Below are 22659 nucleotides of genomic sequence, written 5' to 3' on the forward strand. Positions count from 1 at the left end.
CGAAGCGTCGGGCGCCCGCAGGCCGCGCGCAAAGCCGCACTGGAGCCGTTCAATGAAACGCATGCTGTTTAATGCGACACAGCAGGAAGAACTGCGTGTCGCCATCGTCGATGGACAGAAGCTCATCGACATCGACATCGAAACCGCCGGGCGCGAACAGCGCAAAGGCAACATCTACAAGGGCATCGTGACCCGCATCGAGCCCTCGCTCGAAGCGTGTTTCGTGAACTACGGCGAAGACCGCCACGGCTTCCTGCCGTTCAAGGAAGTCGCCCGCCAGTACTTCCGCGACGGCGTGGACATGCGCGGTGCGCGCATCCAGGACGCCCTCAAGGAAGGCCAGGAACTGATCGTCCAGGTCGAGAAGGAAGAGCGCGGCAACAAGGGCGCGGCCCTGACCACGTTCATCTCGCTCGCCGGCCGCTATCTGGTCCTCATGCCGAACAACCCGCGCGGCGGCGGCGTCTCGCGCCGCATCGAGGGCGACGACCGTCAGGAACTGCGCGAAACCATGGCGCAGCTGCAACTGCCGGAAGGCATGAGCATCATCGCGCGCACGGCCGGCATCGGCCGCTCCGCCGAAGAACTCCAGTGGGACCTGAACTACCTGCTGCAACTGTGGCGCGCCATCGAAGCGGCGTCGCAGGCGGGCACGACCGGTCAGCCCATGCTGATCTATCTGGAATCGAGCCTCGTGATCCGCGCGATCCGCGACTACTTCCAGCCCGACATCGGCGAAATCCTCATCGACACCACCGAAATCTATGACCAGGCGCGCGCCTTCATGGATATCGTGATGCCGGACAATGTCAGCAAGGTGAAGCGGTATCACGACGACGTGCCGCTGTTCTCGCGCTTCCAGATCGAACACCAGATCGAAACGGCGTACTCGCGCACGGTGCCGCTGCCCTCGGGCGGCGCGATCGTGATCGACCACACCGAAGCGCTGGTCGCCATCGACGTGAACTCGGCCCGCGCCACCAAGGGCGCCGACATCGAGGAAACCGCCGCGCGCACCAACCTCGAAGCCGCCGACGAAGTCGCGCGCCAGCTGCGTCTGCGCGACCTGGGCGGCCTGATCGTGATCGACTTCATCGACATGGAGTCGGCCAAGAGCCAGCGTGAAGTCGAGCAGCGCCTGAAAGACGCGCTGCGCCACGACCGCGCACGCGTGCAAATGGGCAAGATCTCGCGCTTCGGCCTGATGGAGCTGTCGCGCCAGCGTCTGCGCCCGGCCCTCTCGGAAGGCAGCCACGTCACCTGCCCGCGCTGTAACGGCACGGGTCATATCCGCGATACGGAATCGTCGGCGCTTCAGGTCCTGCGCATCATCCAGGAAGAAGCGATGAAGGAAAACACCGCGGCGATCCACTGCCAGGTGCCGGTCGAAGTGACCGCCTTCCTGCTGAACGAAAAACGTTCGGAAATCAACAAGATCGAGTCGCGCTTCAAGGTCGGCGTCGTGCTGATCCCGAACAAGCACCTCGAAACGCCGCACTACAAGCTCGAGCGTCTGCGTCACGACGATACGCGTCTGGACGACCCGCGCGCCTCGTGGAAGCTGGCCGAGGAAGCAGCTCGCGAGCTCGAGTCGGAAACCGGCTACAGCAAGCGCAACGCCGAAGCCAAGCCGAAGCAGGAAGCCGCGGTCAAGGGCATCACGCCGGATCGTCCGGCGCCGTCCGCGCCCGTGAAGACGGTGGAAGCCATTCCGGCGGCCGCGCCCGTTGCGGCCGCACCGGCCGGTGGCGGTTTCTTCGGCTTCATCAAGCGCCTGTTCGGCGGCGCACCGGCTGCGGCTCCCGCACCGGCGCCGGTCCAGACGCAGGAAAAGGCCGCACGTCCGGCACGCGAAGGCCGTCCTGAGCGTGGCGACAAGGCCGCTTCGGGCGATCGCAACCGTAACCGCCGCACCGGTGGCCGCGACGCAGCAGGCCGTGGCGAAGGCACGAGCGGCACGCGCGGCGGTCAACCGTCGGGCCGTCGCGAGGAACGCGAACCGCGCGAAGGCCGCGAACCACGCGAAGGCCGCGAGCCGCGTGAGGCACGCGAAGCCCGTGAGCCGCGTGAACAACGCGAGCCGCGCGAGGCACGCGAAGCCCGTGGCAATCGTGAACCGCGCGAGCCGCGTGAAGCACGCGAACCGCGCGAGGCACGTGAGCCGCGTGAACAACGCGAACCGCGTGAAGCCCGTGGCGAGCGCGTCGAACGAGTCGAACGCGGTCAGGACCGCAGCGAATCCGGCGAAACGCCGGCACGCGGCGAGCGCCGTGAACGCGGCGAGCGTGGCGAACGCCGCCGCTCGCAGCAGAACGAGGCCGCCGAGGCGCAGGAAGCCCGTCTCGACGCCGCAGGTGCAGGCGCCGACAGCGAAACCGCTGAAGCTGCTCAAGCCGCACTCACCGACGGCGTGAGCCAGTCGGGCGCCGACGAAGATGGCGCATCGCCGCAAGGTGAAGAGCGTCGTCGTCGCCGTCGCGGCCGCCGTGGCGGTCGTCGCGAGCGCGATGCGGATGGCACGGTAACGAACGAAGGCGCGTCGGAAGACGGCGCATCGGGCGAAGAAGGCGTTGATGCAGGTATCGACGCGCCGGTCGCCGAACAGGCTGCTGTCGAGTCGATCCAGACGGAAACGGCGGTCGTGACCGCCCTGCCGGTCGCCGCTGCTACGGCAGTCGCTGTCGAGGCTGTCGAAACGAAGGCCGTCGAAGCCGCACAGGAAGCGCCGCAAGCCGCTCCCGCGCAGGTTGAAACCGTCGCGCCGGCAGCCGTGGAAACGACCGCACCGGTCGCGCCCGCAGCGCCTGTCGAGCACGTTGCGCCGGTTGCTCCGGTTGTCGTTGAACCCGCGGCACCGGCCGCGCCGGTTGAAGCGCCGGTCGAAGCTGCGGCTCCGGTCGTCGTGGCGGTTCCGGCTGAAACGCCGGCCGTCGCTGCCGAGATCCCGGCACCGCGTGAAGACCGCGTCGAAGCACCGACGTCCGAGGAAGTTGCGCCGGCAGCCGCCGTTGCACAGCCCGAGCCGGTCGAAACGCGCGTGGCGCCGGTCGAAGCCGCACCGGCTGCCGTGACGCCGGTTCAGGCCCCCGTCGAAGCGCCGGTTCAGGTCGCGCCGGTCGAAACCGCGCCGGTCGCCGCGCCCGCCGCTCAGCGTCCGGTCCAGGTGACGACGGCCAGCGCCGCGTCGACCGACTCGCTCGACACGATGCTGGCCAGCGCCGGCCTCGTCTGGGTGAACACCGACGCCGACAAGCTGCGCGCTTCGCAAGACGCCGCCGCGCAAGTGGCCAGACCCGCGCGCGCACCGCGCGAGCGCAAGGCACTCCCGCCGGTCGACAGCACGCCGATGCAGCAAGTGGAAACCGGCCGCCAGCAGTAAGGCGGCGAGCGGGCCGGGCGGATCTCACGAGATTTTCGCGAGATCCGCCCGGCCCGCCCCACCCCGGTCTGTACGCCCATCGCAGTGCAGCAAAAGCCCGCCACCTCTCGGCGGGCTTTTTTTTGATATATCAGCGTTCTCCCTCGTCCATGCCCAAAGGGCGCTTCGGCTAAAATCGAACTATCGCGAGCGCGAAACCAGCGAGTTCGAAACCAACATGTCCCGACGCATCATCCCCGTAGCCGACGCCCGATCGCTGCCGCCCCGGCTGGCGGCCGACGCCGTGCGCGCACCGACGGGCGAGGTGGTCGACGCGCTGGCGCGGCCGCTGCGCGACCTGCGCATCTCGGTGACGGACCGCTGCAACTTCCGCTGCGTCTACTGCATGCCGCGCGCGGTGTTCGACAAGGACTACCCGTTCCTCCCGCATTCGGCCCTGCTCACGCTCGAGGAAATCGAACGTCTGGCGCGGCTTTTTGTCGCGCAGGGCGTCACCAAGATTCGTCTCACGGGCGGCGAGCCGCTGCTGCGCAAGAACATCGAATTCCTGATCGAGCGGCTCGCGGCGCTGCGCACGGTCGACGGCACGCCGCTCGATCTCACGCTCACGACCAACGGCTCGCTGCTGGCCCGCAAGGCGCGCGCGCTGCGCGACGCGGGTCTCGCGCGCGTGACCGTGAGTCTCGACGCGCTCGACGACACCCTGTTTCGCCGCATGAACGACGCCGACTTCTCGGTCGCCGACGTGCTGGGCGGCATCGAGGCCGCGCAGGCCGTCGGGCTCGCACCGATCAAGGTGAACATGGTCGTCAAGCGCGGCACCAACGACAGCGAAATCGTCCCGCTCGCGCGCCACTTCCGCGGCTCGGGCGTGACGCTGCGCTTCATCGAATACATGGATGTCGGCGCCACGAACGGCTGGAACATGGCCGAAGTGCTGCCGTCCGCCGACGTGGTCGCACGCATTGCCGAACACTTCCCGCTTGTGCCGCTCGACGCGCACAGCGCCGCCGAAACCGCCCAGCGCTGGGGTTACGCCGATGGCGCGGGCGAGATCGGCACGATCTCCAGCGTCACGCGCGCGTTCTGCGGCGACTGTACGCGCGCGCGCCTCTCGACCGAAGGCAAGCTGTACCTGTGCCTGTTCGCTTCGATGGGCTACGACCTGCGCGCATTGTTGCGCAGCGACGCGAGCGATGTCGGCATTGCCGCGGCGATCGCCCAGGTCTGGCAGCAGCGCGGCGACCGCTATTCGCAGTTGCGCGGCAGCGCCGACGCCCCCGCACCCAGCGAAGAACGCCGCATTGAAATGTCCTACATCGGCGGCTGAGCCGCGCATGAACGCTCCCCTTCCCTTTTCGTCGATCACCGGGCTCGTCCTCGCGGGCGGCCGCGGCCAGCGCATGGGCGGCGCCGACAAAGGCTTGCAGATGCTGCATGGCCAGCCGCTCGCCGCGCACGTGCTCGCGCGCCTCGCGCCGCAAGTCGGCGCGCTCATGATCAGCGCCAATCGCAACCGCGATACTTACGCCGGACTGGGCGCGCCGTGGCAGGCGCGCGTGATCGCCGATACGCTGGCCGATTTTCCGGGTCCGCTCGCGGGCTTGCTCGCGGGACTGCGCGCCGTGTCGCAAAACAAAGCGGGCGCCGATGCGCGCACAGAAGCGCCCATCGAATGGCTGCTGAGCGCGCCGTGCGATTCGCCGTGGCTACCCGCCGACCTCGCCGTGCGCCTGGCGGATGCCGCGCGTGCGCAAGGCGTGCCGATCGCGACCGCGACCACGACCGACGCTGCGGGCGAAGTCTCGCTGCATCCCGTTTTCGCGCTCGTGCACGTCTCGCTCGCCGACGACCTCGCGGCCTTTCTGGACGCGGGCGAGCGCAAGGTGCGTGCGTGGTACGCGCGCCACAAGGCGGCCGAAGTCGCCTTTGCCGACGAGCGTGCGTTTTACAATATCAATTCATTTCAGGAACTCGCCGACCTCGACCGTGCCTGACGTGCGCAACCGGACACCCGCCGCGCGCCGCCAGCCGCCGGCCCACCTGGCCCGCCTCCCAGGACGATCGCCGCACCCAATGTGCGGATGCGACGCTTCTCCACTCGATGACCACGCTTAACACTTTCTCCGGTAGCGCCGCGAGCCTCAGCCAGTTCGATCCTCAAGCCTTGCCAGTCAGCGCCGCTCAAGCCATTGTGCTGCAGTGGGTGACGCCGCTGGCCGGGAGCGAACGCGTGCCGCTGCGCGAAGCGCTCGCGCGCGTGCTGGCCGTCGATGTGATCTCGCCGATCGACGTGCCCGCGCACGACAACTCGGCGATGGACGGTTACGCGTTCGACAGCGCGGCGCTCGCGCAGGCCGCACAAGACGGCGCGCTCACGCTGACGATCGCCGGCAAGGCGTTCGCGGGGCATCCCTACCTCGGCGACGTGGCGCGCGGCGCGTGCGTGCGCATCATGACCGGCGCGCCGATGCCCGCCGGCTGCGACACCGTCGTGCCGCAGGAGCGCGTGACGCTCGACCAGACCGGCGAATCCGCGTCGATCCGCTTCAGCGCGCGCGCCAGCTCGCCCGGCGCGAACCGCCGCCGCCGGGGCGAAGACCTCGCGCGTGGCGGCGTGGCGCTGCGCGCGGGCCGCGAGCTCCGCGCCTCCGACATCGGCTTGCTGGCCTCGCTGGGTCTCGTCGAAGTCGAGGTGAAGCGACGCCTGCGCGTGGCCTTCTTTTCGACCGGCGACGAACTGCGCTCGCCCGGCGAGCCGCTCGACGCCGGCTGCATCTACGACAGCAACCGCTACACGCTCGGCGCGATGCTGCGCCGCCTGAATGTCGAGGCCATCGATCTCGGCATGGTGCGCGACGAGCCCGACGCGCTCGCCGCCACGCTCAAACAGGCCGCCGCGAGCGCCGACGTCGTGCTCACCTCGGGCGGCGTCTCGGTCGGCGAAGCCGATTTCACGCGCACCCAACTGCAAACGCTCGGCGACGTCACGTTCTGGGGCCTCGCCATGCGCCCGGGCCGCCCGCTGGCGTTCGGCCGCATCTGGTCCGGCGGGCATCCGGGCGCGGGTCGACCGGCGCTGCTGTTCGGCCTGCCCGGCAACCCGGTCGCGACCATGGTCAGCTTCTACCAGATCGTGCGCCCCGCCCTGATCGCCATGTCGGGCGCGACGCCGCAGCCCGTGCCGCTGATTCCCGCGCGCTGCGAAGCGCCGATCAAAAAGCGCGCAGGCCGCACCGAATTCCAGCGCGGCGTCGCCGAACGCGACGCGCGCGGCCAGTGGCGCGTCACGCCCACTGGCTCGCAAAGCTCCGGCGCGCTCAGCACGATGAGCGAAGCCAACTGCTTCATCGTGCTCGCGCACGAATCCGCCGATCTCGACGCCGGCGACGCCGTCGACGTCATGCTCTTTGACGGGCTCGTCTAGCGCGCGCGCCCCACTTCCAGCCATCCTGTACACGCTACGTCCATTCGACCTACGGACCGACTTCCATGAAAAAACAGATCTCGTTCATCGCCGCGGGGCAAACCGCCAAAGCGCTCATCCTCGTCTACCTCACGTTCAGCGTGCCGATCGTGCTGCTCGTCGCGGTGGTCGCCTTCTTCCGCTACGGCACCTTCGAACTCGGCACCGTGTTCAGCGCGCTGATCCTCAATGCGATCGTCGGCTTCGTGCTGCTGTGGATCGCCTGCCATCTGTACAACTGGGTGGCGTCGCGCTTCGGCGGCATCGAAATCCATCTCTCCGACGTACCCGAGGAAGCGTAATGGCGGCCACGATCCGCGCGGCCACGGCCGGCGACGTGAGCGCCATGCACGCGCTCATGTACCAGCTCGCGGAATTCGAGAAGCTCACGCACCTGTTCACCGGCACGCCGGAACTGCTGGCCGACGCGCTGTTCGGCGCGCATCCGGCCGCTGAAGCACTGGTCGCCGACGACGCCGGCAAAATCGTCGGCTATGCGCTGTTCTTCCATAACTACTCCACGTTTCTGGGCCGCCGCGGCCTCTATCTCGAAGACCTCTATATCGAGCCGACGCAGCGCGGCACGGGTCTGGGCACCGCGATGCTGCGCAAGCTCGCGGCCATCGCCGTGGAGCGCCAATGCGCGCGCTTCGAGTGGAGCGTGCTCGACTGGAACGAGCCGGCCATCCGCTTCTACGAGAAGATGGGCGCGACGGTCTTCCCCGACTGGCGCGTGGTGCGCGTGACGGGCGACGCGCTCGACAAGCTCGCCGTGCAGAGCTGACACGCGTCTCGCGACGCAAGTCACATGAAAAACGGGCCGTCCGCAGCGTTGCGGACGGCCCGTTTTTCATAGGGGCGCAGGAATACCGCGGGCTCTACTCTTCCCCGCCAGGCAGCGCGTCGCCGAGCAGGTTCGACGCCTCTTCGCCCGGCAAGGCCTCGACGTCGCGCAGCTTGCGATTCATCGCGCGCGTGCGCACTTCGGCGGCCTCGATCGAGCGCGTGACCGTTTCCAGTTGCGTCTTCGTGCGCGCGAGCACGTCGCCGAACTTGCCGAACTCGGTCTTCACCGCGCCCAGCACCTGCCACACCTCGCTCGAGCGTTGCTCGATAGCGAGCGTGCGGAAGCCCATCTGCAGACTGTTGAGCAGCGCCGTGAGCGTGGTCGGCCCGGCGACGGTCACGCGGAAGTCGCGCTGCAGCACATCGGTCAAACCCGGGCGACGCAGGATTTCCGCGTACAGCCCTTCGGTCGGCAAAAACAGCAGCGCGAAGTCGGTCGTGTGCGGCGGCGCGACGTATTTCTCGGCGATGGTGCGAGCCTCGGCGCGCACGCGCGTTTCGAGCGCCCGCCCCGCTTCCTCGATGCCCGCGAGATCGGCACGCTCCTGCGCGTCGATGAGGCGCTCGTAGTCCTCGCGCGGAAACTTCGCGTCGACGGGCAGCCAGACCGGCGCGCTGTCCGGTGCACCGGCCTTGATACCCTTGCCCGGCAAGCGGATCGCAAACTCGACGCGATCGTTGCTGCCCGGCACGGTCGCCACGTTCTTCGCGAACTGGTCGGGCGTGAGCATCTGCTCGAGCAGCGCTTCGAGCTGCACCTCGCCCCACGTGCCGCGCGTTTTCACGTTCGTCAGCACTTTCTTCAGATCGCCCACGCCGGCAGCCAGCGTCTGCATTTCGCCGAGCCCGCGATGCACCTGCTCCAGCCGGTCCGAGACCAGCTTGAAGGATTCGCCAAGACGCTGTTCGAGCGTGGCGTGCAACTTTTCGTCGACGGTGCGGCGCATCTCTTCGAGCTTCGCCGCGTTGTTCGCCTCGATGTCCTTGAGACGCTGTTCGAGCGTCGCGCGCACTTCGGCAAAACGCCGGTCGTTCGCTTCGGTCAGTTGCGCGAGTTGCTGACCGAGCACGGTGCCGAAGTGCCGCAGCGCCGTGGCTTGCTCCTCGCGCGCCTGCTGCGCCTGCACGTGCAGGCTCTGGCGCACGGCATCGAGTTGCTGCGCGTTGCTCTCGGTGAGCTTGACGAGCTGCTGCGCGAAACCGTCGATCTGGCCGTTCTGCACGGTCGCGATGCTCGTGAGATGCGCCGCGAGCGCCTGCTGCACCTGCGCAAAACCGCCGCCGAATTCGCTGCGCGAAGCCTGCGCCGTGCGCGCGATCTCGTTGCGCAACTCGCGCTCGATGCGTTCTGCCGCGCGCGCCTGCGTGTCGGTCGATGCCGCGAGACGGTCGCTCAGTTGATCGAGCGCGTCGAGTGCGGCTTCGTCGTGCGCGCCGCCGCGCGCGCGCAGCAGCACGATCACGGCGAACGCAAGCACGACCGCCAGCACGGCGAGCGCCGCCAACACCAGCGCCATCAACGACTCAGCACTCATGCGCGCGCTTTCCCGATCACCGCCGGATTGATCGCATTGGGCGGCTGGCCCGCGCGCGGACCTTGACCCAACCCGGCGATCAGATTGTCGGCAGCGAGGTTGGCCATCGCGCGGCGCGTGGCCTCGCTCGCGCTTGCGATATGCGGCGTGAGGACGACGTTTTCGACTTCGAGCAGCGCCGGATGCACGCTCGGCTCACCCTCGAACACGTCGAGACCCGCGGATGCAATGCGGCGCTCGCGCAGCGCCTGCGCCAGCGCCGCGTCGTCGACGATGCCGCCGCGCGCGATGTTGGTAAGCGTGGCCGTGGGCTTCATGAGCGCGAGTTCGGCCGCGCCGATCGTGTGATGGTTTTCCGGCGTGTACGGCAGCACCAGTACGACGTGATCGGCCTCTTTGAGCAGATCTTCCTTCGAGCGATATTCCGCGTTCAGCTCGCGCTCGATCTCGGGCGCGACACGCGAACGGTTGTGATAGATCACGCGCATGTTGAAGCCGCGCGCGCGGCGCGCGAGCGCCTGGCCGATCCGGCCCATGCCGATCACGCCGAGCGTCGCGCCGTGGATGTCCGCGCCGAGAAACATGTCGAACGACCACTTCTGCCACTTGCCCGCGCGCAGGTAATGCTCCGATTCGGTCACGCGGCGCGCGGCGGCCATCATCAGGGCCCAGCCGAAGTCGGCGGTGGTTTCGTTCAGCACGTCGGGCGTGTTGGTGCCGAGCACGTTCGCGGCGTTGAACGCGGCCATGTCGAAATTGTTGTAGCCCACGGCCATGTTCGAGACCACGCGCAGACGCGGCGCGGCGGCGAAGGTCGAGGCGTCGACAGGGTCGCCCATCGTGATCGCGCCGTCCTTGTCGGCGAGTCGCGCCTTGAGCGCTTCGGCGGACAGCGTTTCGCCGTTGTTCCAGTCGACGTCGAAATACTGTTTGAGGCGGTCGATCACGTCCGGAAAGATCGGGCGCGCCACGAGAATCTTTTGCATCGTTACTCTCCACACTGCTGAGGTTGATCCGGAAGCCCGCCGGGGGCGGCCTGGGCGTTATTGTTCCGCATTGTCCCGCGCGGCCGCGCATCGGCATAGTCGGCCGAATGGCTAATCCGCCAGATCCGCGCGCGTATCAGGTATCAGACGAATCAGGCGAAAAAGAGCCAGGTCGCGGCCGCGAACACGGGCGTGAGCACCACGCACGACCAGCCAAGATAGCCGAAGAAGCCCGGCATGCGCACGCCGCGTTGCTGCGCGATCGCCTTCACCATGAAGTTCGGCGCGTTGCCGATATAGGTCACCGCGCCCATCCACACGGCGCCCGCCGAGATCGCGGCGAGCGTTTTCGCGCCGCCTGTCATGAGCGCCTGCGCGTCGCCGCCCGCGAGATTGAAGAACACGAGATAGGTGGGCGCGTTGTCGAGAAACGAGGACAACAGACCCGTCGCCCAGAAATACAGCGCGTCGTTCGGGCGGCCCGGCGCATCGTTCACGAAGGCGATCAGCGAGGCAAACGCGCCCGCCTCGCCCGCGCGCAGCATCGCGATCACCGGCGTGATCGTCACGAAAATGCCTGCGAACAGCTTCGCCACTTCGGCAATCGGCGCCCAGTCGAAACCGTTGTCGGCACGCGCCTGCCGCGACGTGAACACGTACGACACGACTGCCAGCACGATCAGTCCGGCATCGCGCACGGCGTTTTGCAGTTCGATGCGCGCGCCCGCCAGTTCGACGCCGATGCCCGGCTTCCAGAGCCCGCTCATGAGCACGAGCGCGATCACGCCCGCGAGCAGCGCGAAGTTGGCCTTGCCGCCGATGCCGAGCCGTCCGGTATCGGGCGTCGGATCGAGGAACGGCGCGCGCGCTTCGCCGGCGCTTCGGAACAGCCACGTATCGAGCAGAAAGAACGCGACGAGCAGCACGCCGCAGACGAACAGCATCGGCAGCGCGAGATGTTGCGCGGTCCAGAAAAAGCCGACGCCGTTGAGAAAACCGAGGAACAGCGGCGGATCGCCGAGCGGCGTGAGCGAACCGCCCGCGTTCGCCACGAGGAAGATGAAGAACACGACCACGTGCGTGTTGTGGCGGCGATTGTCGTTGGCGCGCAGCAGCGGGCGGATCAGCAGCATGGCCGCGCCGGTCGTGCCCATCACGCTCGCGAGCACGGTGCCGAGCGCGAGGATCGCGGTATTGGTGCGCGGCGAGCCGTGCAGATTGCCGTACACGCAGATGCCGCCCGCGATCGTATAGAGCGCGCCGAGCAGTACGATGAACGGCACGTATTCGTCGACGAGCGCGTGCAGAAAGAGCGGAACCGTGACGCCAACGCCGTGCGACGCCGCGAACGGCACGAGAAACGCGAGCGCCCACGCCGCCGAAATCTTGCCGAAATGGCGATGCCAGAACGTGGCCGCGAACATCGGGAACAGTGCGATCGAGAGCAGCATGCAGGCGAACGGCAAGCCCCAGGTCGCGGAGAGTGTCGCGCCGTCGACGCCACTCGATGCGTGCGCCGTGCTGGCGCCGCAGGCGAGCAGCGCCGCGAGCGACTGCGCAAGGATCCGCTTCGTGTTGCGTGCCGCGCGGCTATCCGTCAACGCGTCACGCTCCCTGCACGACGATCACGTGCACGCGATACGGCCCGTGAGCCCCGAGCACGATGGTCTGTTCGATGTCGCCGGTGCGCGACGGCCCCGAGACGAAATTGACCGCGCGCGGCAGTTCGCCGCGTTCGGCGCGCATGAGCGCGAAGGCGTCCTCGTGACCCGCGACGATGCGCGAGGCCGGCACGACGGCGATGTGCGTTTCGGGCAGCAGCGCGCCCGAGGCCCAGGTTTGCGGACCCGACAGCAGCACCAGCGTGCCGGTCTCGGCAGTGGCGCAGAAACAGCCCGTGAGGCCGACGAGATCGCGATCTTCGGGCTTGCGAAACGCGACCGTGAGCCCCGCCGAAGTCCAGTCGAACGATTCGAGCGTCTCCCAGGCGACGGCCTGCGTGGGCAACTGGAGCGAGGCGAGATAGCGCGCCGCGGCGGCGGGCACGTCGGCGAGCTGCGCGACCTCCTCGACCGTGGATGCCATCTTCTTCGCCTCGACGACGAAACGCGCGACGAGGTCGCCTTCCATCGGCGGACGCGGCCCTTGTGGATGCCGCGCGAGATAGTCGGCCACGGTTTCCCGTTCGTGCGCGGCGGGCGTTGCATCGCGACCCTGAGCGGCGCGGATGCGCGCGAGCATGCTGCGGCGGGCGGCCGTGGTGTCCATGTGCGTCCTCGTCAAAAGAAGAAAAGCGACGCGCCGATTATACCGGCGCGTCGCTCGTATTCCGGCGCGCTATCCCGCGCTATCCCGCGTATGAAGCGCGCGTCGCCCGCGTGTTGCGTGCGTGTTCCGTAAGTATTGCGTGCGCGAACTTACTTGCCCGCGCACTCCACTTCGGTCGGCTGCTCGATGCCGAACACCTGACGCAGATACGCGAGATAGGCCTTGTCGTCGCACATGTTCTTGCCCGGCGAATCGGACAGTTTGGCGACCGGCTGACCATTGCAGCGGACCATCTTGATGACGATCTGCAGCGGCTGATAGCCGAGGTCGTTGGTGAGGTTCGTGCCCACGCCGAACGCGAGACGGCAACGGTCCTTGAAGCGCTCGTACAGACGCAGCACCTTGGGAATGTCGAGCGCGTCCGAGAAGATCATGGTCTTCGTACGGGCGTCGACGCGGTTCTCCTCGTAGTGCTTGAGCAGACGCTCGCCCCACTCGAACGGATCGCCCGAATCGTGGCGCGCGCCGTCGAAGAGCTTGCAGAAGTACATGTCGAAGTCGCGCAGGAACGCCTGCATGCCATACACGTCCGACAAGGCGATGCCGAGGTCGCCGCGATACTCCTTCGCCCACATCTCGAAGCCGTAGATCTGCGAATCGCGCAGACGCGGTCCGAGCGCCTGGCACGCCTGCAGATACTCGTGCGCCATCGTGCCGAGCGGCGTGAGGTTGTGCTTCATCGCGTAGTAGACGTTGCTCGTGCCCGTGAACTGCTCGCCGAGATCTTCCTTGAGCGTAAGGATCACCTCTTCGTGCCAGCGCTTCGAGAAGCGGCGGCGCGTGCCGTAATCGGCGATCTTGCAGTCGGCGAACTCGGGCTTCGCGCCGAGCAGCTCGATCTTGCGGCGCAGACGCTCGCGGCCCTCTTCGTATTGCGGATGATGCTGCGTGTTGCGGAAATACACCTCGTTGACGATCGCGAGCACCGGAATCTCGAAGAGGATCGTGTGCAGCCACGGCCCCTTGATCTCGATGTCGATTTCGCCGTTGTTCTTCGGCGACGGCGTGACGGAGATGTACTTTTCGTTCAGATGGAACAGCGCGAGGAAGTCGACGAAATCGCCCTTCACGAAGCGCATCTTGCGCAGATACTCGAGTTCGGGCTCGGCGAAACGCAGACGGCAGAGCTTGGAAATTTCACTGCGGATTTCGTCGACGTACGGCACGAGGTCGACATCCGGCGTGCGGCAGCGGAAGCGATATTCGACGTTGGCCGCGGGGAAATGATGCAGCACCACCTGCATCATCGTGAATTTGTACAGATCGGTATCGAGCAGCGAAGTAATGACCATGATTGACTAGCCGGACTGCAATCGGAGGATGCATGCCTCGTTTTCCGAACCGCCACGCGCCTTCCGGGGCTCGCGGCGACGCCGTCGGAAGGCGGGCATCAGCGGTGCGCTCATGTTACCCGAATGCGGCATTCGGACGCGGGCTTGCATGCACGTCCGTGGCGCGCGCAGGGATATTGCGCAAAAAATCGGCCGCCACTTGCGCGCCTTTCGCATTTGCGCGGGCCAAGGCGGCACCGCATAAACTAATCACGAAACGATATAAAAGGCGCGCCGGCGGTGTGGATAGGGAAATTCCCATTCAGTTACAATACCGCTTTTGGCGCGCGTCAATCCAGCGCCATCCCCAATACAAAAGCTTGCAGGAGCTGCCTGAATGACCCACGTTGTGACCGAAAGCTGCATCAAGTGCCGCTATACCGACTGCGTCGATGTGTGCCCGGTGGACTGCTTTCGCGAAGGTCCCAACTTCCTCGCGATCGACCCGGACGAGTGCATCGACTGCGCCGTGTGCGTGGCTGAGTGCCCGGTGAACGCCATTTACGCCGAAGAAGATGTGCCTGGCGACCAGCAGGATTTCATCGCGCTGAACGCCGATCTCGCCAAGAACTGGCCGAGCATCACGAAAACCAAGGCTGCCCTGCCGGAAGCCGAGGAATTCAAGGACATCAAGGACAAGCTCGCGCTGCTCGAGCGCTAAGCCGCGTTCAACCACGGTCCGGGGCCGCGCCGCCCGTCCATTTGTCGACACGTCACCACGTCACCCGAGGACGGACAATCCGTCGAACAATCCTTTTGAAGGAGGATTGTTTTAAAAAGATGGCGACAAGGTGTTGACAGACTCCGCCAGGCCCCATAGAATCTCGTTCTCTGCTTTTGTTGATCCCCGATAGCTCAGTCGGTAGAGCGCCGGACTGTTAATCCGTAGGTCCCTGGTTCGAGCCCAGGTCGGGGAGCCAAGATTCGCAAAAGCCCGTTCGTGTTGAACACCGCGCATAACGGGCTTTTTCATGAAGTTAAAAAGTTGTAGTTGTACTGCTGTTCCCCGATAGCTCAGTCGGTAGAGCGCCGGACTGTTAATCCGTAGGTCCCTGGTTCGAGCCCAGGTCGGGGAGCCAAAATATAAAGCCGTTGCGTTTTTGCGCAACGGCTTTTTTCTTTTGGGCGTGCGTGACTGACGCATGGCGCGCCCTCTCCCTTTTGCGACATCAAACACTCGCCCGACTGACCGCGATGGCAGCCAGTCAACTGGTGTAGTATCGACAGGTAATACCCGCTAACGGGGCACGCCTCATGTCCATTTCCATCAAGCTCGACGACGAACTCAAGGACCGCATCCAGCATATCGCGGGCCTTCAGCATCGCACGCCGCACGCCGTGATGCGCGAAGCCATCGCGCAATACGCCGAGCGCGAAGAAGCGCGCGAGCGGTTCACGCAGGAAGCGCTCGCGTCATGGCAGCACTATCAGCAATCCGGCCGTCACCTGAATGGCGACGAGGTGCGCGCGTGGCTGGGCGACTGGGGCACGGATGACGAACTCCCCGCGCCGGAATGCCACGACTGATCGTCACTCAGCGCGCCATTGAAGGATTGGAGCGCTGTCGGCGGTTTCTGTCTCGAAAAACACCCGAAGCCTCGCGGCGCGCAGCACAAGTCATCGATCAACATTTCCGGACGCTTGAAGCCACGCCAGCGATTGGCCGACCAATCGAGGCCACACCCGGACTTCGCGAACTGGTCATTCCATTCGGCGATACGGGCTACGTCGCTCTCTCTGCACCCTCCCGGCGACGACACCCTCTATGTCCTGGCCTTCCGCCATCAACGAGAACTCGGTTACTAGCGCCGCCCTGCCCGATAATGACACCTCGTCACTCCCGGGAATCCGCATGAAATCCATCCGCCTTGCCCCGACGCTGTCCGCCGCGTTCACTGCCGCATTCACCGCGGCGCTCGCCTGCGCATCGGGCATCGCGCACGCCGAACAGATCGGCAGCGTGAACACCAACTTCCGCATGACCGGCTCCGACAAGGTCGTCGTCGAGGCCTACGACGACCCCGCCGTGAGCGGCGTCACCTGCTACGTGTCGCGCGCGCGCACCGGCGGCGTGAAGGGCACGCTCGGCATCGCCGAAGATCCCACCGAAGCATCGATCGCCTGCCGCCAGGTCGGCCCGATCAGCTTCGGCGCGCCGCTCAAGCAACAAGCCGACGTGTTCAACGAGCGCATGTCGTTTCTCTTCAAGACGCTGCATGTGGTGCGCGTGGTCGATACCAAGCGCAACGCGCTCGTCTACCTGACCTATAGCGACCGCGTCGTGAGCGGCAGCGCGAAGAACAGCGTCACCGCCGTGCCGATGCCCGCCGGCACGACCATTCCGGTGCGCTAAACTGGTCTTCCACGCCGCCTGAAAGCCGACTGACTGGCCGCCGTCTCCATGAACCTTCCCCGTTTTCGCGATTCCGCCCGTTACTGGCGCTCGCCGCTGCTGCCCGGCGGGGATCTGCTGACGGCCGAATATCACGATCACACGTTCTCGCCGCACTGGCACGAGGCGTACACGGTGCCCGTGATCGAGGACGGCGCGGAGTGCTTCCGCTATCGCGGCGCGCATCATGTGGCGGAAACCGGCACGGTGCCGGTCATCAATCCGGGCGAGGTGCATACCGGTTCGCGCGCCGTCGACGAAGGCTGGCGCTACCGCGTGATCTACCTGCCGGTCGATTATCTGCACGGTCTCGCGGCGGAAATTGCGGGCCGCGAGCAGCCGCTGCCGTGGTTCGGCGCCGATGTGATCCGCGATCCCGATCTCGCGCAGCGGCTCTCGTACGCGCATCGTCTGCTCGAAGCCGACGCCGATGCGCGGCGCGCCGATCCGGAGCCCCGAACCGCGCCCGGCGGCAATGCCAGCGCGCTCGCCCTGCCCGCGCCCGACCCGCTCGCCGTCGAAGACGCGTTGCTCGACGCGCTCGCGACCTTGCTCACGCGCCACGCCCGCACCCGCGAAGCGCCGATCGGGCCGCACGTCAACGACCCGCGCGTCGAGACCATGAAGGCGCTGCTGGCCGCCGACCTGCCCGCGCCGCTGCGCGTCGCCGATCTCGCCCAGGCGGTCGGCCTGTCGCCGTTCCACGCCACGCGTCTCTTCACCCAGGCGACCGGTCTGCCGCCGCACGCATGGCGCACGCAACTGCGCCTGCAACGCGCACTCGGGCCGCTGCGCGCGGGTGCGTCGGTCGCCGACGTGGCCGCCGCCAGCGGTTTCGCCGATCAAAGCCATTTCACGCGCCATTTCCGCCGCATGTTCGGTGTGCCGCCGGGACGCTGGCAGTCGTCCTGAGCGCTTTACTGCGCGCTTTACTGCGCGTCATCCGGAACGCCACGCAACCTCGCCACACTGATCGACAAAGCTCGCCGCAAGATCGTACAAGCCACGCACCGCGCCGCTCGCTATGCTGCTTTCCGAATCAGGAGAGACAGCTTGACCCACCACCCCCATCGCTACAAAGAATTCGCGGCCGGCGCGCGCGACATGATCCCCATGATGATCGGCGCGGCGCCGTTCGGCGTGATTTTCGGCACGCTCGTCACGTCCGGGCCGCTCGCGCTCTGGCACGGCCAGTTCATGTCGGTCACGGTATTCGCTGGCTCGGCGCAGTTCATCGCGCTCGGGCTGATCGCCTCGCACGCGAGCTACGCCGTGATCTGGGCCACCACGCTGATCGTCAACCTGCGCCACGTGCTCTACAGCGCCACGCTCGCGCCCTATGTCTCGCATCTGCCGATGCGCTGGCGCCTCGCGCTCGGCGCGGTGCTCACCGACGAGGTGTTCGCCGTCGCCTGGGCGCATTACCGCCGCCATCATCCCGGCGACGACGTCTCGCCGTGGCACTTCCTCGGCTCGGGTGTCTCGATGTATCTGAACTGGCAGATTTCGACCGCCGCGGGCCTGCTGTTCGGCGCGGCGTTCCCGGGCCTGCAGTCGCTCGGACTCGACTTCGCGATGGTCGCCACTTTCATCGCCATCGTGGTCCCGCAACTGGTGGCGCTCCGCTTTGTGGCGGCCGCCGTCACCTCGGGCGTGCTCGCGTTCTACTGGCAGGCGTGGCCGTACAAGCTCGGGCTGCTCGGCGCGGTGCTCGCGGGCGTCGTGGTCGGCGTGGCGCTGTCGTTGCCGCGCAAACCGCGCCAATCTCATGTCGATGCCGACGCCCTACCCGACGCCGACGCTCCGTCGCACTCATCGAACCCGACCGGCAACCGCCGCCCGGACCGGCATCCGCGCGAGGCGCACGCCGTCGCAGGAGGCAACCGATGAACCAGCCCATGAACTACGTCGTCCTGATCCTCGGCATGGCGCTGATCACCTGGATCGTGCGCACCGCCGTCTTCGTGCTCGGCGAGCGACTCGTGTTTCCGCCGCTCGTGCGCACGGCGCTCGGTTTCGTGCCCGTGACCGTCCTCACGGCGATCATCGTGCCGATGGCCGTCTCGCCGCACGGCCAGGGCGCCGAACTGAGCTGGCGCAATCCGCAACTCGTCGGCGCGCTGGCGGCGATCGTCGTGAGCGCGCTGACGAAGCGTCCGCTGCTGACCATCGCCGTGGGCCTCGGCGTGTTCTTCGTCTGGCAAGGCGTCGTGTTGCGCTGAATCCACGCTGAAATGCGCATCTGAATACGCATTGGAGTGCGCCCTCGAATCCCCCCGGACGGGCCGCCGCCCGTCCACCCACGGCCCTTTCACGGCGCGCGTTCGAGCGAACCTCGCGTGAACCTCGCGTGAACCTTTCACGCAGCCGCTCAAGTTTCGCCGCGCCGCGCCGTTAAACCGTCGAAGCCTGCCTTGGCGCAGTGGTCAGCCGAAGACTGGCCATCACCAGGCAACGCCAGGAATAGATCGGGGCAACCAGAATGGGGAATATCACCCTTAACCTCAAGGAAGAAACACTTGCGTCGCTGCGCAAGGATTTCGACGCGTTCCTGCGCGTCTCGCTGAAGCTCGACCCGCAATTCCTCACGCCGTCGTTCGAGGACTTCCTGCGCGCGAAGCTGCTCGACAACATGACGCCGCTCACCGAGCAGGCGGTGCAGCGGCTATTGCAGGGCGGCCAGTACGCGTGGGCCAAGCGCACGCTCGACAAGGAGTTTCCGGAAGTCGTCTCGATGCTGCTGCGTCAGGCCGGCGATTTTGGTTTCGGCGTCGCGTCGCGTCCCGAGTGGACGCCCGACGAGCTGTCGAAGAAGTGCCGCGAATGGGCGGCCGCGATCGTGCAGGAAGCGCAGGGCGAGGAAGCGCAGATCGACCCGCTCGCCGCGCAGATCAAGTCGGGCGTGCAGGACATCCAGACGCTCGAAGAAATCATGCAGACGCCCGCATGGCGGCTCGCGGAGTCGGTGCGCCAGCGCGTCTATGAAGCGAAGATCGGCTGTGAACAGGCCACGGGTTCGCTCGCGCGCGAGCGGCTCGGCGAGTTGCGCGGCCTGCTGCGTCTGGGCATCGCGCACGGCACGTTCCAGAAGCAGGAAGCGCAGCAGATCATGGAATATCTGCGTCTGCTGAAGCCGGAAATTTTCGTCGAAGAACCCGACGACGTCTTCACGCGCCTCGCCGCCTGGCTGCGCAACTTCTTCGTGCCGCCGCCGAAGAATCAGCCTCGCTAGCCCGTCCCGCCCGCGGGACACCGCACCGATCAGGCTCATACCCCCGGCGCGCGCCCTAGTCCCACATCTTCCTCAATTTCGCGCCGATCTCGACCTTCGCGCGCGCCGCAGCGGCCAGTCCCGCCGCACTCGGCGCGCTCGCCACGGGCGGCGCGGGCCACGCGCGCGACTCGAACAGCGGCAGCATCGACGGCGCGATGAAGCGCGTGCGCGACGCCCACACGTGACGGTCGCCGGACGCCGCCTGGTTGTGCACATAAAAGCGCTGCGGCACGACGATGTGCAGATCCTCCTTCGCACGCGTCATCGCCACGTAGAGCAGCCGGCGCTCCTCTTCCAGTTCCTCGTCGCTGCCCGCGCCCAGATCGGACGGAATGCAGCCGTCCACGCCGTTGAGCACGAACACGTTGCGCCACTCCTGCCCCTTGGCCGAATGGATGGTCGAGAGGATCAGATAGTCCTCGTCGAGCAGCGGATCGGCCGATTCGGCGCTGGTCGCGTCGGGCGGATCGAGCGTGAGTTCGGTCAGGAAGCGCTCGCGCGAGGGGTACGTGCTCGCGATGCTTTCCATCTGCAGCAGATCGGCCATGCGCACCTGCGCGTCTTCGTGATTGCGCTCCAGATGCGGCTCGTACCAGCGCCGCACGCGCTCGAACTCGGCCGGCCAGGGCGTGGCGCGCGCGCCGATGCCGTCGATGAGCGCCGTGAACGCGCTCCAGTCCTCGGCGGCACGCGGCGGCGGTGCGAATGCGGCGAGCGCTTCGGCAGCGCGATACGCGCCCGTGCAAGCCGCAACCTGATCGAGCAGACGCGCGGCGGTAGCCGGCCCGACGCCCGGCATCAACTGCGTCACGCGAAACCCGGCCACGCGATCGAGCGGATTTTCGGCCCAGCGCAGCACCGCCAGCACGTCTTTTACGTGCGCGGCGTCGAGAAAACGCAGGCCGCCGAATTTCACGAACGGGATATTGCGCCGCGCCAGCTCGATTTCGAGCGTCGCGCTATGGTGCGCGGCGCGAAACAGCACGGCCTGCTGCTTGAGCTTCATGCCGCCCTCGCGCGCCTCCAGAATCTGCTCGACGACGTAGCGCGCCTGCGTGGCCTCGTCGGCGACCGTCACGAGGCGCGGACGCTGCTGCGAGGCGCGATCGGTCCAGAGGTTTTTCGTGTAGCGCTCGGTGGCGGCGTCCATCACGGCGTTGGATGCAGCGAGGATCGGCTCGGTTGACCGGTAGTTGCGTTCCAGCGTGACCTGACGTGCGGGCGGATCGAACTGTGCGGGGAAATCGAGGATGTTGCGTACCGTTGCGCCCCGAAACGAGTAAATTGCCTGCGCATCGTCGCCGACGACGGTCAGGCCGCGTCCGTCCGGCTTGAGAGCGAGCAGGATCGATGCCTGGAGGCGATTCGTGTCCTGATATTCGTCGACGAGAATGTGATCGAAGCGCGCGGCGAGATCGGCCGCAATGACGGGTTCTTGCGCCATATGCGCCCAATACAGCAGCAAATCGTCGTAATCGAGCACGTTCTGCTTCTGCTTCGCGTCCACGTACGCGGCAAACAGCGCGCGCAGTTGCGGCTCCCATTCGAGACACCAGGAGAACGAGCGCGCGAGCACGTCGGCGAGCGAATCGCCGGTGTTGACTACGCGCGAGTAAATCGCCAAACACGTGGATTTAGCGGGAAATCGCTTCTCTTTCGCCGACAATCCCAGCTCGTGGCGCACGAGGTTCATGAGATCGGCGGAATCTTCGCGATCGTTGATCGTGAAGGCCGGCGACAAACCGATCTGCTCGGCGTACTCGCGCAGCAGGCGCGCGCCGATGCCGTGAAACGTGCCCGCCCACGTGAGCCCCTGCGCGAGCACGGCGGCCGCGCCCGGCACGCCGGCGGCGATGCGCGAGACACGCCGCGTCATTTCCTGCGCCGCGCGACGCGAGAACGTTAGCAGCAAGATACGATGCGGATCCGCTCCGTTCACGACCAGATGCGCGACGCGATGCGCAAGCGTGTTGGTCTTGCCCGAACCCGCTCCAGCGATCACGAGCAGCGGTTCCGGCAGCGTCGCACCCGGAGCGAAGGCCTGCGGACCACCATGCTCGACGGCGGCGCGTTGCGCCTCGTTGAGCTTGGCGAGATAGGCCGCAACGTCCTGAGCGACAGCGCTGACGGGATCGACGAGGGAATCGTTGGAAACGGGAGTGGACACGGCGGTGGACACGGCGGGCGCGGAGAATCCGTAAAAGGCGGCGACGCATACTGTATATCCATACACCCCGCACCCGCAAGCGCTCGATCGTGGGCTGATCTGGCGCGATCTGGCGATATTTATGCGGCAACTTCCCGGCGCAATAAAAAACGGCGGCATCCGTTACCGGACGCCGCCGCCTTGCACGTGATTAGCGTTGACGCGGATTACGGCTGCTGCGCGCCGCCCTGCTGCTGCGCCGACTGACCGCTCATCTGATCCTTCATTTCCGAATCGTTGGCCTGACGGTCAGCCTTGCGGTTGATCTTCGCGTCCTTGACCTCCGACTTGTACTGCGTCTTGGCCTGCTTCTTCGCGTCCTTGTACTCGGAGTTCGCCGACTTCTTGGCGCTGCGGTACTCGGCGCTGGCCGCCGCGTTGGCGTTGCGCTTTTGCACCAGCGGATCGGTCGGCTGCGGCGCGGTCAGATTTTGCGGCGCGGGCGCCGGTTGCGCGATGCCCGCGGCGGCCGGCGCCTGGCTCGGCGCGGTAGCCGGGGCCATCGTCGGCGCGTCGCCCGCCGCCGGCGTGGCGGTCTGGGCGAATGCGCCCTGCGCGAAGGCAGCGGCGGTGGCGGCAATGGCGGTAGCGGTCAGCAGCTTGCGAATCTGGGTCATGGCGTATCCTCTTGAGTAGTTCCGGGAATTGGCGCGGGTCAGTCCTGCAACGGGCGTGCCCGCCGTTTCCCGCTCCGTTTCCGCTCGATGGAGCCGCCGTGGTCGGGTGAATCCGTGGAGCCCGGCGGTCTCGCTTCGGTGAACCCATTTTCATCTGAAGATCCGCGCGCCGTCCCGCGACGTTACGCAGCGTTTCATTTGCTGACGAATTCATAACATCTGGCCCCGACATGTAACCACGCCCGATCGCCAAGCATCCCGGGCCGCGCCACGCGCGATCGCTTATGATGCTCACCCTC

Annotated in this window: 21 protein-coding genes and 2 tRNA genes; 16 read left to right on the top strand and 7 right to left on the bottom strand. The window is 66.7% G+C overall.

What is annotated here, in order from left to right; genetic code table 11:
• Positions 1–52 precede the first annotated feature (52 nt).
• The 6 genes from BMY06_RS14515 to BMY06_RS14540 all read left to right on the top strand — a co-directional run bounded on the left by BMY06_RS14515 (position 53) and on the right by BMY06_RS14540 (position 7629).
• A complete protein-coding gene (locus BMY06_RS14515) occupies positions 53–3379 on the top strand; it encodes an Rne/Rng family ribonuclease (protein ID WP_074983846.1) in 3327 nt (1108 codons plus the stop codon).
• A gap of 217 nt (positions 3380–3596) precedes the next feature.
• Entirely contained in the window at positions 3597–4709 is a 1113-nt protein-coding gene (moaA, locus tag BMY06_RS14520) for a GTP 3',8-cyclase MoaA (protein ID WP_074983848.1), read from the top strand.
• Positions 4710–4716: 7 nt separating this feature from the next.
• On the top strand, positions 4717–5376 hold the full coding sequence (gene mobA, locus BMY06_RS14525; RefSeq protein ID WP_074983850.1) for a molybdenum cofactor guanylyltransferase MobA: 660 nt from the start codon (positions 4717–4719) through the stop codon (positions 5374–5376).
• A 107-nt stretch (positions 5377–5483) separates the two neighbouring features.
• Positions 5484–6806: a molybdopterin molybdotransferase MoeA gene (gene moeA, locus BMY06_RS14530; protein WP_065061295.1), complete on the top strand. Its 1323-nt coding sequence runs from the start codon at positions 5484–5486 to the stop codon at positions 6804–6806.
• Positions 6807–6871: 65 nt separating this feature from the next.
• Positions 6872–7147, top strand: a complete 276-nt coding sequence (locus BMY06_RS14535; RefSeq protein ID WP_065061294.1) for a hypothetical protein — start codon at positions 6872–6874, stop codon at positions 7145–7147.
• Positions 7147–7629, top strand: a complete 483-nt coding sequence (locus BMY06_RS14540; protein ID WP_065061293.1) for a GNAT family N-acetyltransferase — start codon at positions 7147–7149, stop codon at positions 7627–7629. The genes BMY06_RS14535 and BMY06_RS14540 overlap by 1 nt, the downstream gene beginning before the upstream one ends.
• 94 nt (positions 7630–7723) lie before the next feature.
• Here BMY06_RS14540 and BMY06_RS14545 read toward each other — a convergent pair whose 3' ends face one another.
• The 5 genes from BMY06_RS14545 to pncB all read right to left on the bottom strand — a co-directional run bounded on the left by BMY06_RS14545 (position 7724) and on the right by pncB (position 13832).
• The gene (locus tag BMY06_RS14545) at positions 7724–9226 is read right to left on the bottom strand and encodes a DNA recombination protein RmuC (protein WP_373681648.1); all 1503 of its coding nucleotides are present in this window, start codon (positions 9224–9226) and stop codon (positions 7724–7726) included.
• Positions 9223–10212, bottom strand: coding sequence for a 2-hydroxyacid dehydrogenase (locus BMY06_RS14550; RefSeq protein ID WP_065061291.1), 990 nt, complete (start codon positions 10210–10212; stop codon positions 9223–9225). Before BMY06_RS14550 ends, BMY06_RS14545 begins: the two co-directional genes overlap by 4 nt.
• Before the next feature lie 152 nt (positions 10213–10364).
• A complete protein-coding gene (locus BMY06_RS14555; RefSeq protein ID WP_110328378.1) occupies positions 10365–11777 on the bottom strand; it encodes a sodium:proton antiporter in 1413 nt (470 codons plus the stop codon).
• Positions 11778–11817: 40 nt separating this feature from the next.
• Positions 11818–12480, bottom strand: a complete 663-nt coding sequence (locus tag BMY06_RS14560) for a LutC/YkgG family protein (protein WP_074983853.1) — start codon at positions 12478–12480, stop codon at positions 11818–11820.
• Positions 12481–12629: 149 nt separating this feature from the next.
• Positions 12630–13832 (bottom strand): nicotinate phosphoribosyltransferase, encoded by a 1203-nt coding sequence (pncB, locus tag BMY06_RS14565; RefSeq protein WP_065061289.1) that lies wholly within the window; start codon positions 13830–13832, stop codon positions 12630–12632.
• A gap of 376 nt (positions 13833–14208) precedes the next feature.
• Here pncB and fdxA point away from each other — a divergent pair, with 376 nt between their 5' ends.
• The 10 genes from fdxA to BMY06_RS14615 all read left to right on the top strand — a co-directional run bounded on the left by fdxA (position 14209) and on the right by BMY06_RS14615 (position 19495).
• A complete protein-coding gene (gene fdxA / locus BMY06_RS14570; RefSeq protein ID WP_065061288.1) occupies positions 14209–14532 on the top strand; it encodes a ferredoxin FdxA in 324 nt (107 codons plus the stop codon).
• 183 nt (positions 14533–14715) lie between these two features.
• Positions 14716–14791, top strand: a tRNA-Asn gene (locus BMY06_RS14575).
• Between the two features lie 83 nt (positions 14792–14874).
• Positions 14875–14950 (top strand) — tRNA-Asn (locus BMY06_RS14580).
• Between the two features lie 175 nt (positions 14951–15125).
• Positions 15126–15398, top strand: a complete 273-nt coding sequence (locus BMY06_RS14585; RefSeq protein ID WP_065061287.1) for a CopG family ribbon-helix-helix protein — start codon at positions 15126–15128, stop codon at positions 15396–15398.
• Entirely contained in the window at positions 15386–15727 is a 342-nt protein-coding gene (locus tag BMY06_RS14590; protein WP_244144304.1) for a type II toxin-antitoxin system RelE/ParE family toxin, read from the top strand. Before BMY06_RS14585 ends, BMY06_RS14590 begins: the two co-directional genes overlap by 13 nt.
• Positions 15724–16224 carry a CreA family protein gene (locus BMY06_RS14595; RefSeq protein ID WP_074983855.1) on the top strand — a complete coding sequence of 167 codons (501 nt, stop codon included), beginning with the start codon at positions 15724–15726 and terminating at the stop codon, positions 16222–16224. The genes BMY06_RS14590 and BMY06_RS14595 overlap by 4 nt, the downstream gene beginning before the upstream one ends.
• 48 nt (positions 16225–16272) lie before the next feature.
• Complete coding sequence (locus tag BMY06_RS14600; protein WP_074983856.1) at positions 16273–17175, top strand: AraC family transcriptional regulator; 903 nt, start codon at positions 16273–16275, stop codon at positions 17173–17175.
• Between the two features lie 192 nt (positions 17176–17367).
• Complete coding sequence (locus BMY06_RS14605; RefSeq protein WP_080180368.1) at positions 17368–18153, top strand: AzlC family ABC transporter permease; 786 nt, start codon at positions 17368–17370, stop codon at positions 18151–18153.
• An 8-nt stretch (positions 18154–18161) separates the two neighbouring features.
• Entirely contained in the window at positions 18162–18485 is a 324-nt protein-coding gene (locus BMY06_RS14610; protein WP_065061403.1) for an AzlD domain-containing protein, read from the top strand.
• Positions 18486–18745: 260 nt separating this feature from the next.
• Positions 18746–19495, top strand: coding sequence for a DUF4088 family protein (locus tag BMY06_RS14615; protein WP_065061285.1), 750 nt, complete (start codon positions 18746–18748; stop codon positions 19493–19495).
• A 55-nt stretch (positions 19496–19550) separates the two neighbouring features.
• On the opposite strand, the gene BMY06_RS14620 is transcribed toward BMY06_RS14615, so the two are convergent.
• Positions 19551–21863, bottom strand: a complete 2313-nt coding sequence (locus BMY06_RS14620) for an ATP-dependent helicase (RefSeq protein ID WP_244144305.1) — start codon at positions 21861–21863, stop codon at positions 19551–19553.
• A 47-nt stretch (positions 21864–21910) separates the two neighbouring features.
• Positions 21911–22360 carry a hypothetical protein gene (locus BMY06_RS14625; protein ID WP_074983858.1) on the bottom strand — a complete coding sequence of 150 codons (450 nt, stop codon included), beginning with the start codon at positions 22358–22360 and terminating at the stop codon, positions 21911–21913.
• Positions 22361–22659: the final 299 nt, after the last annotated feature.

It is taken from the genome of Paraburkholderia tropica (assembly GCF_900109265.1).
Lineage (GTDB): Bacteria > Pseudomonadota > Gammaproteobacteria > Burkholderiales > Burkholderiaceae > Paraburkholderia > Paraburkholderia tropica.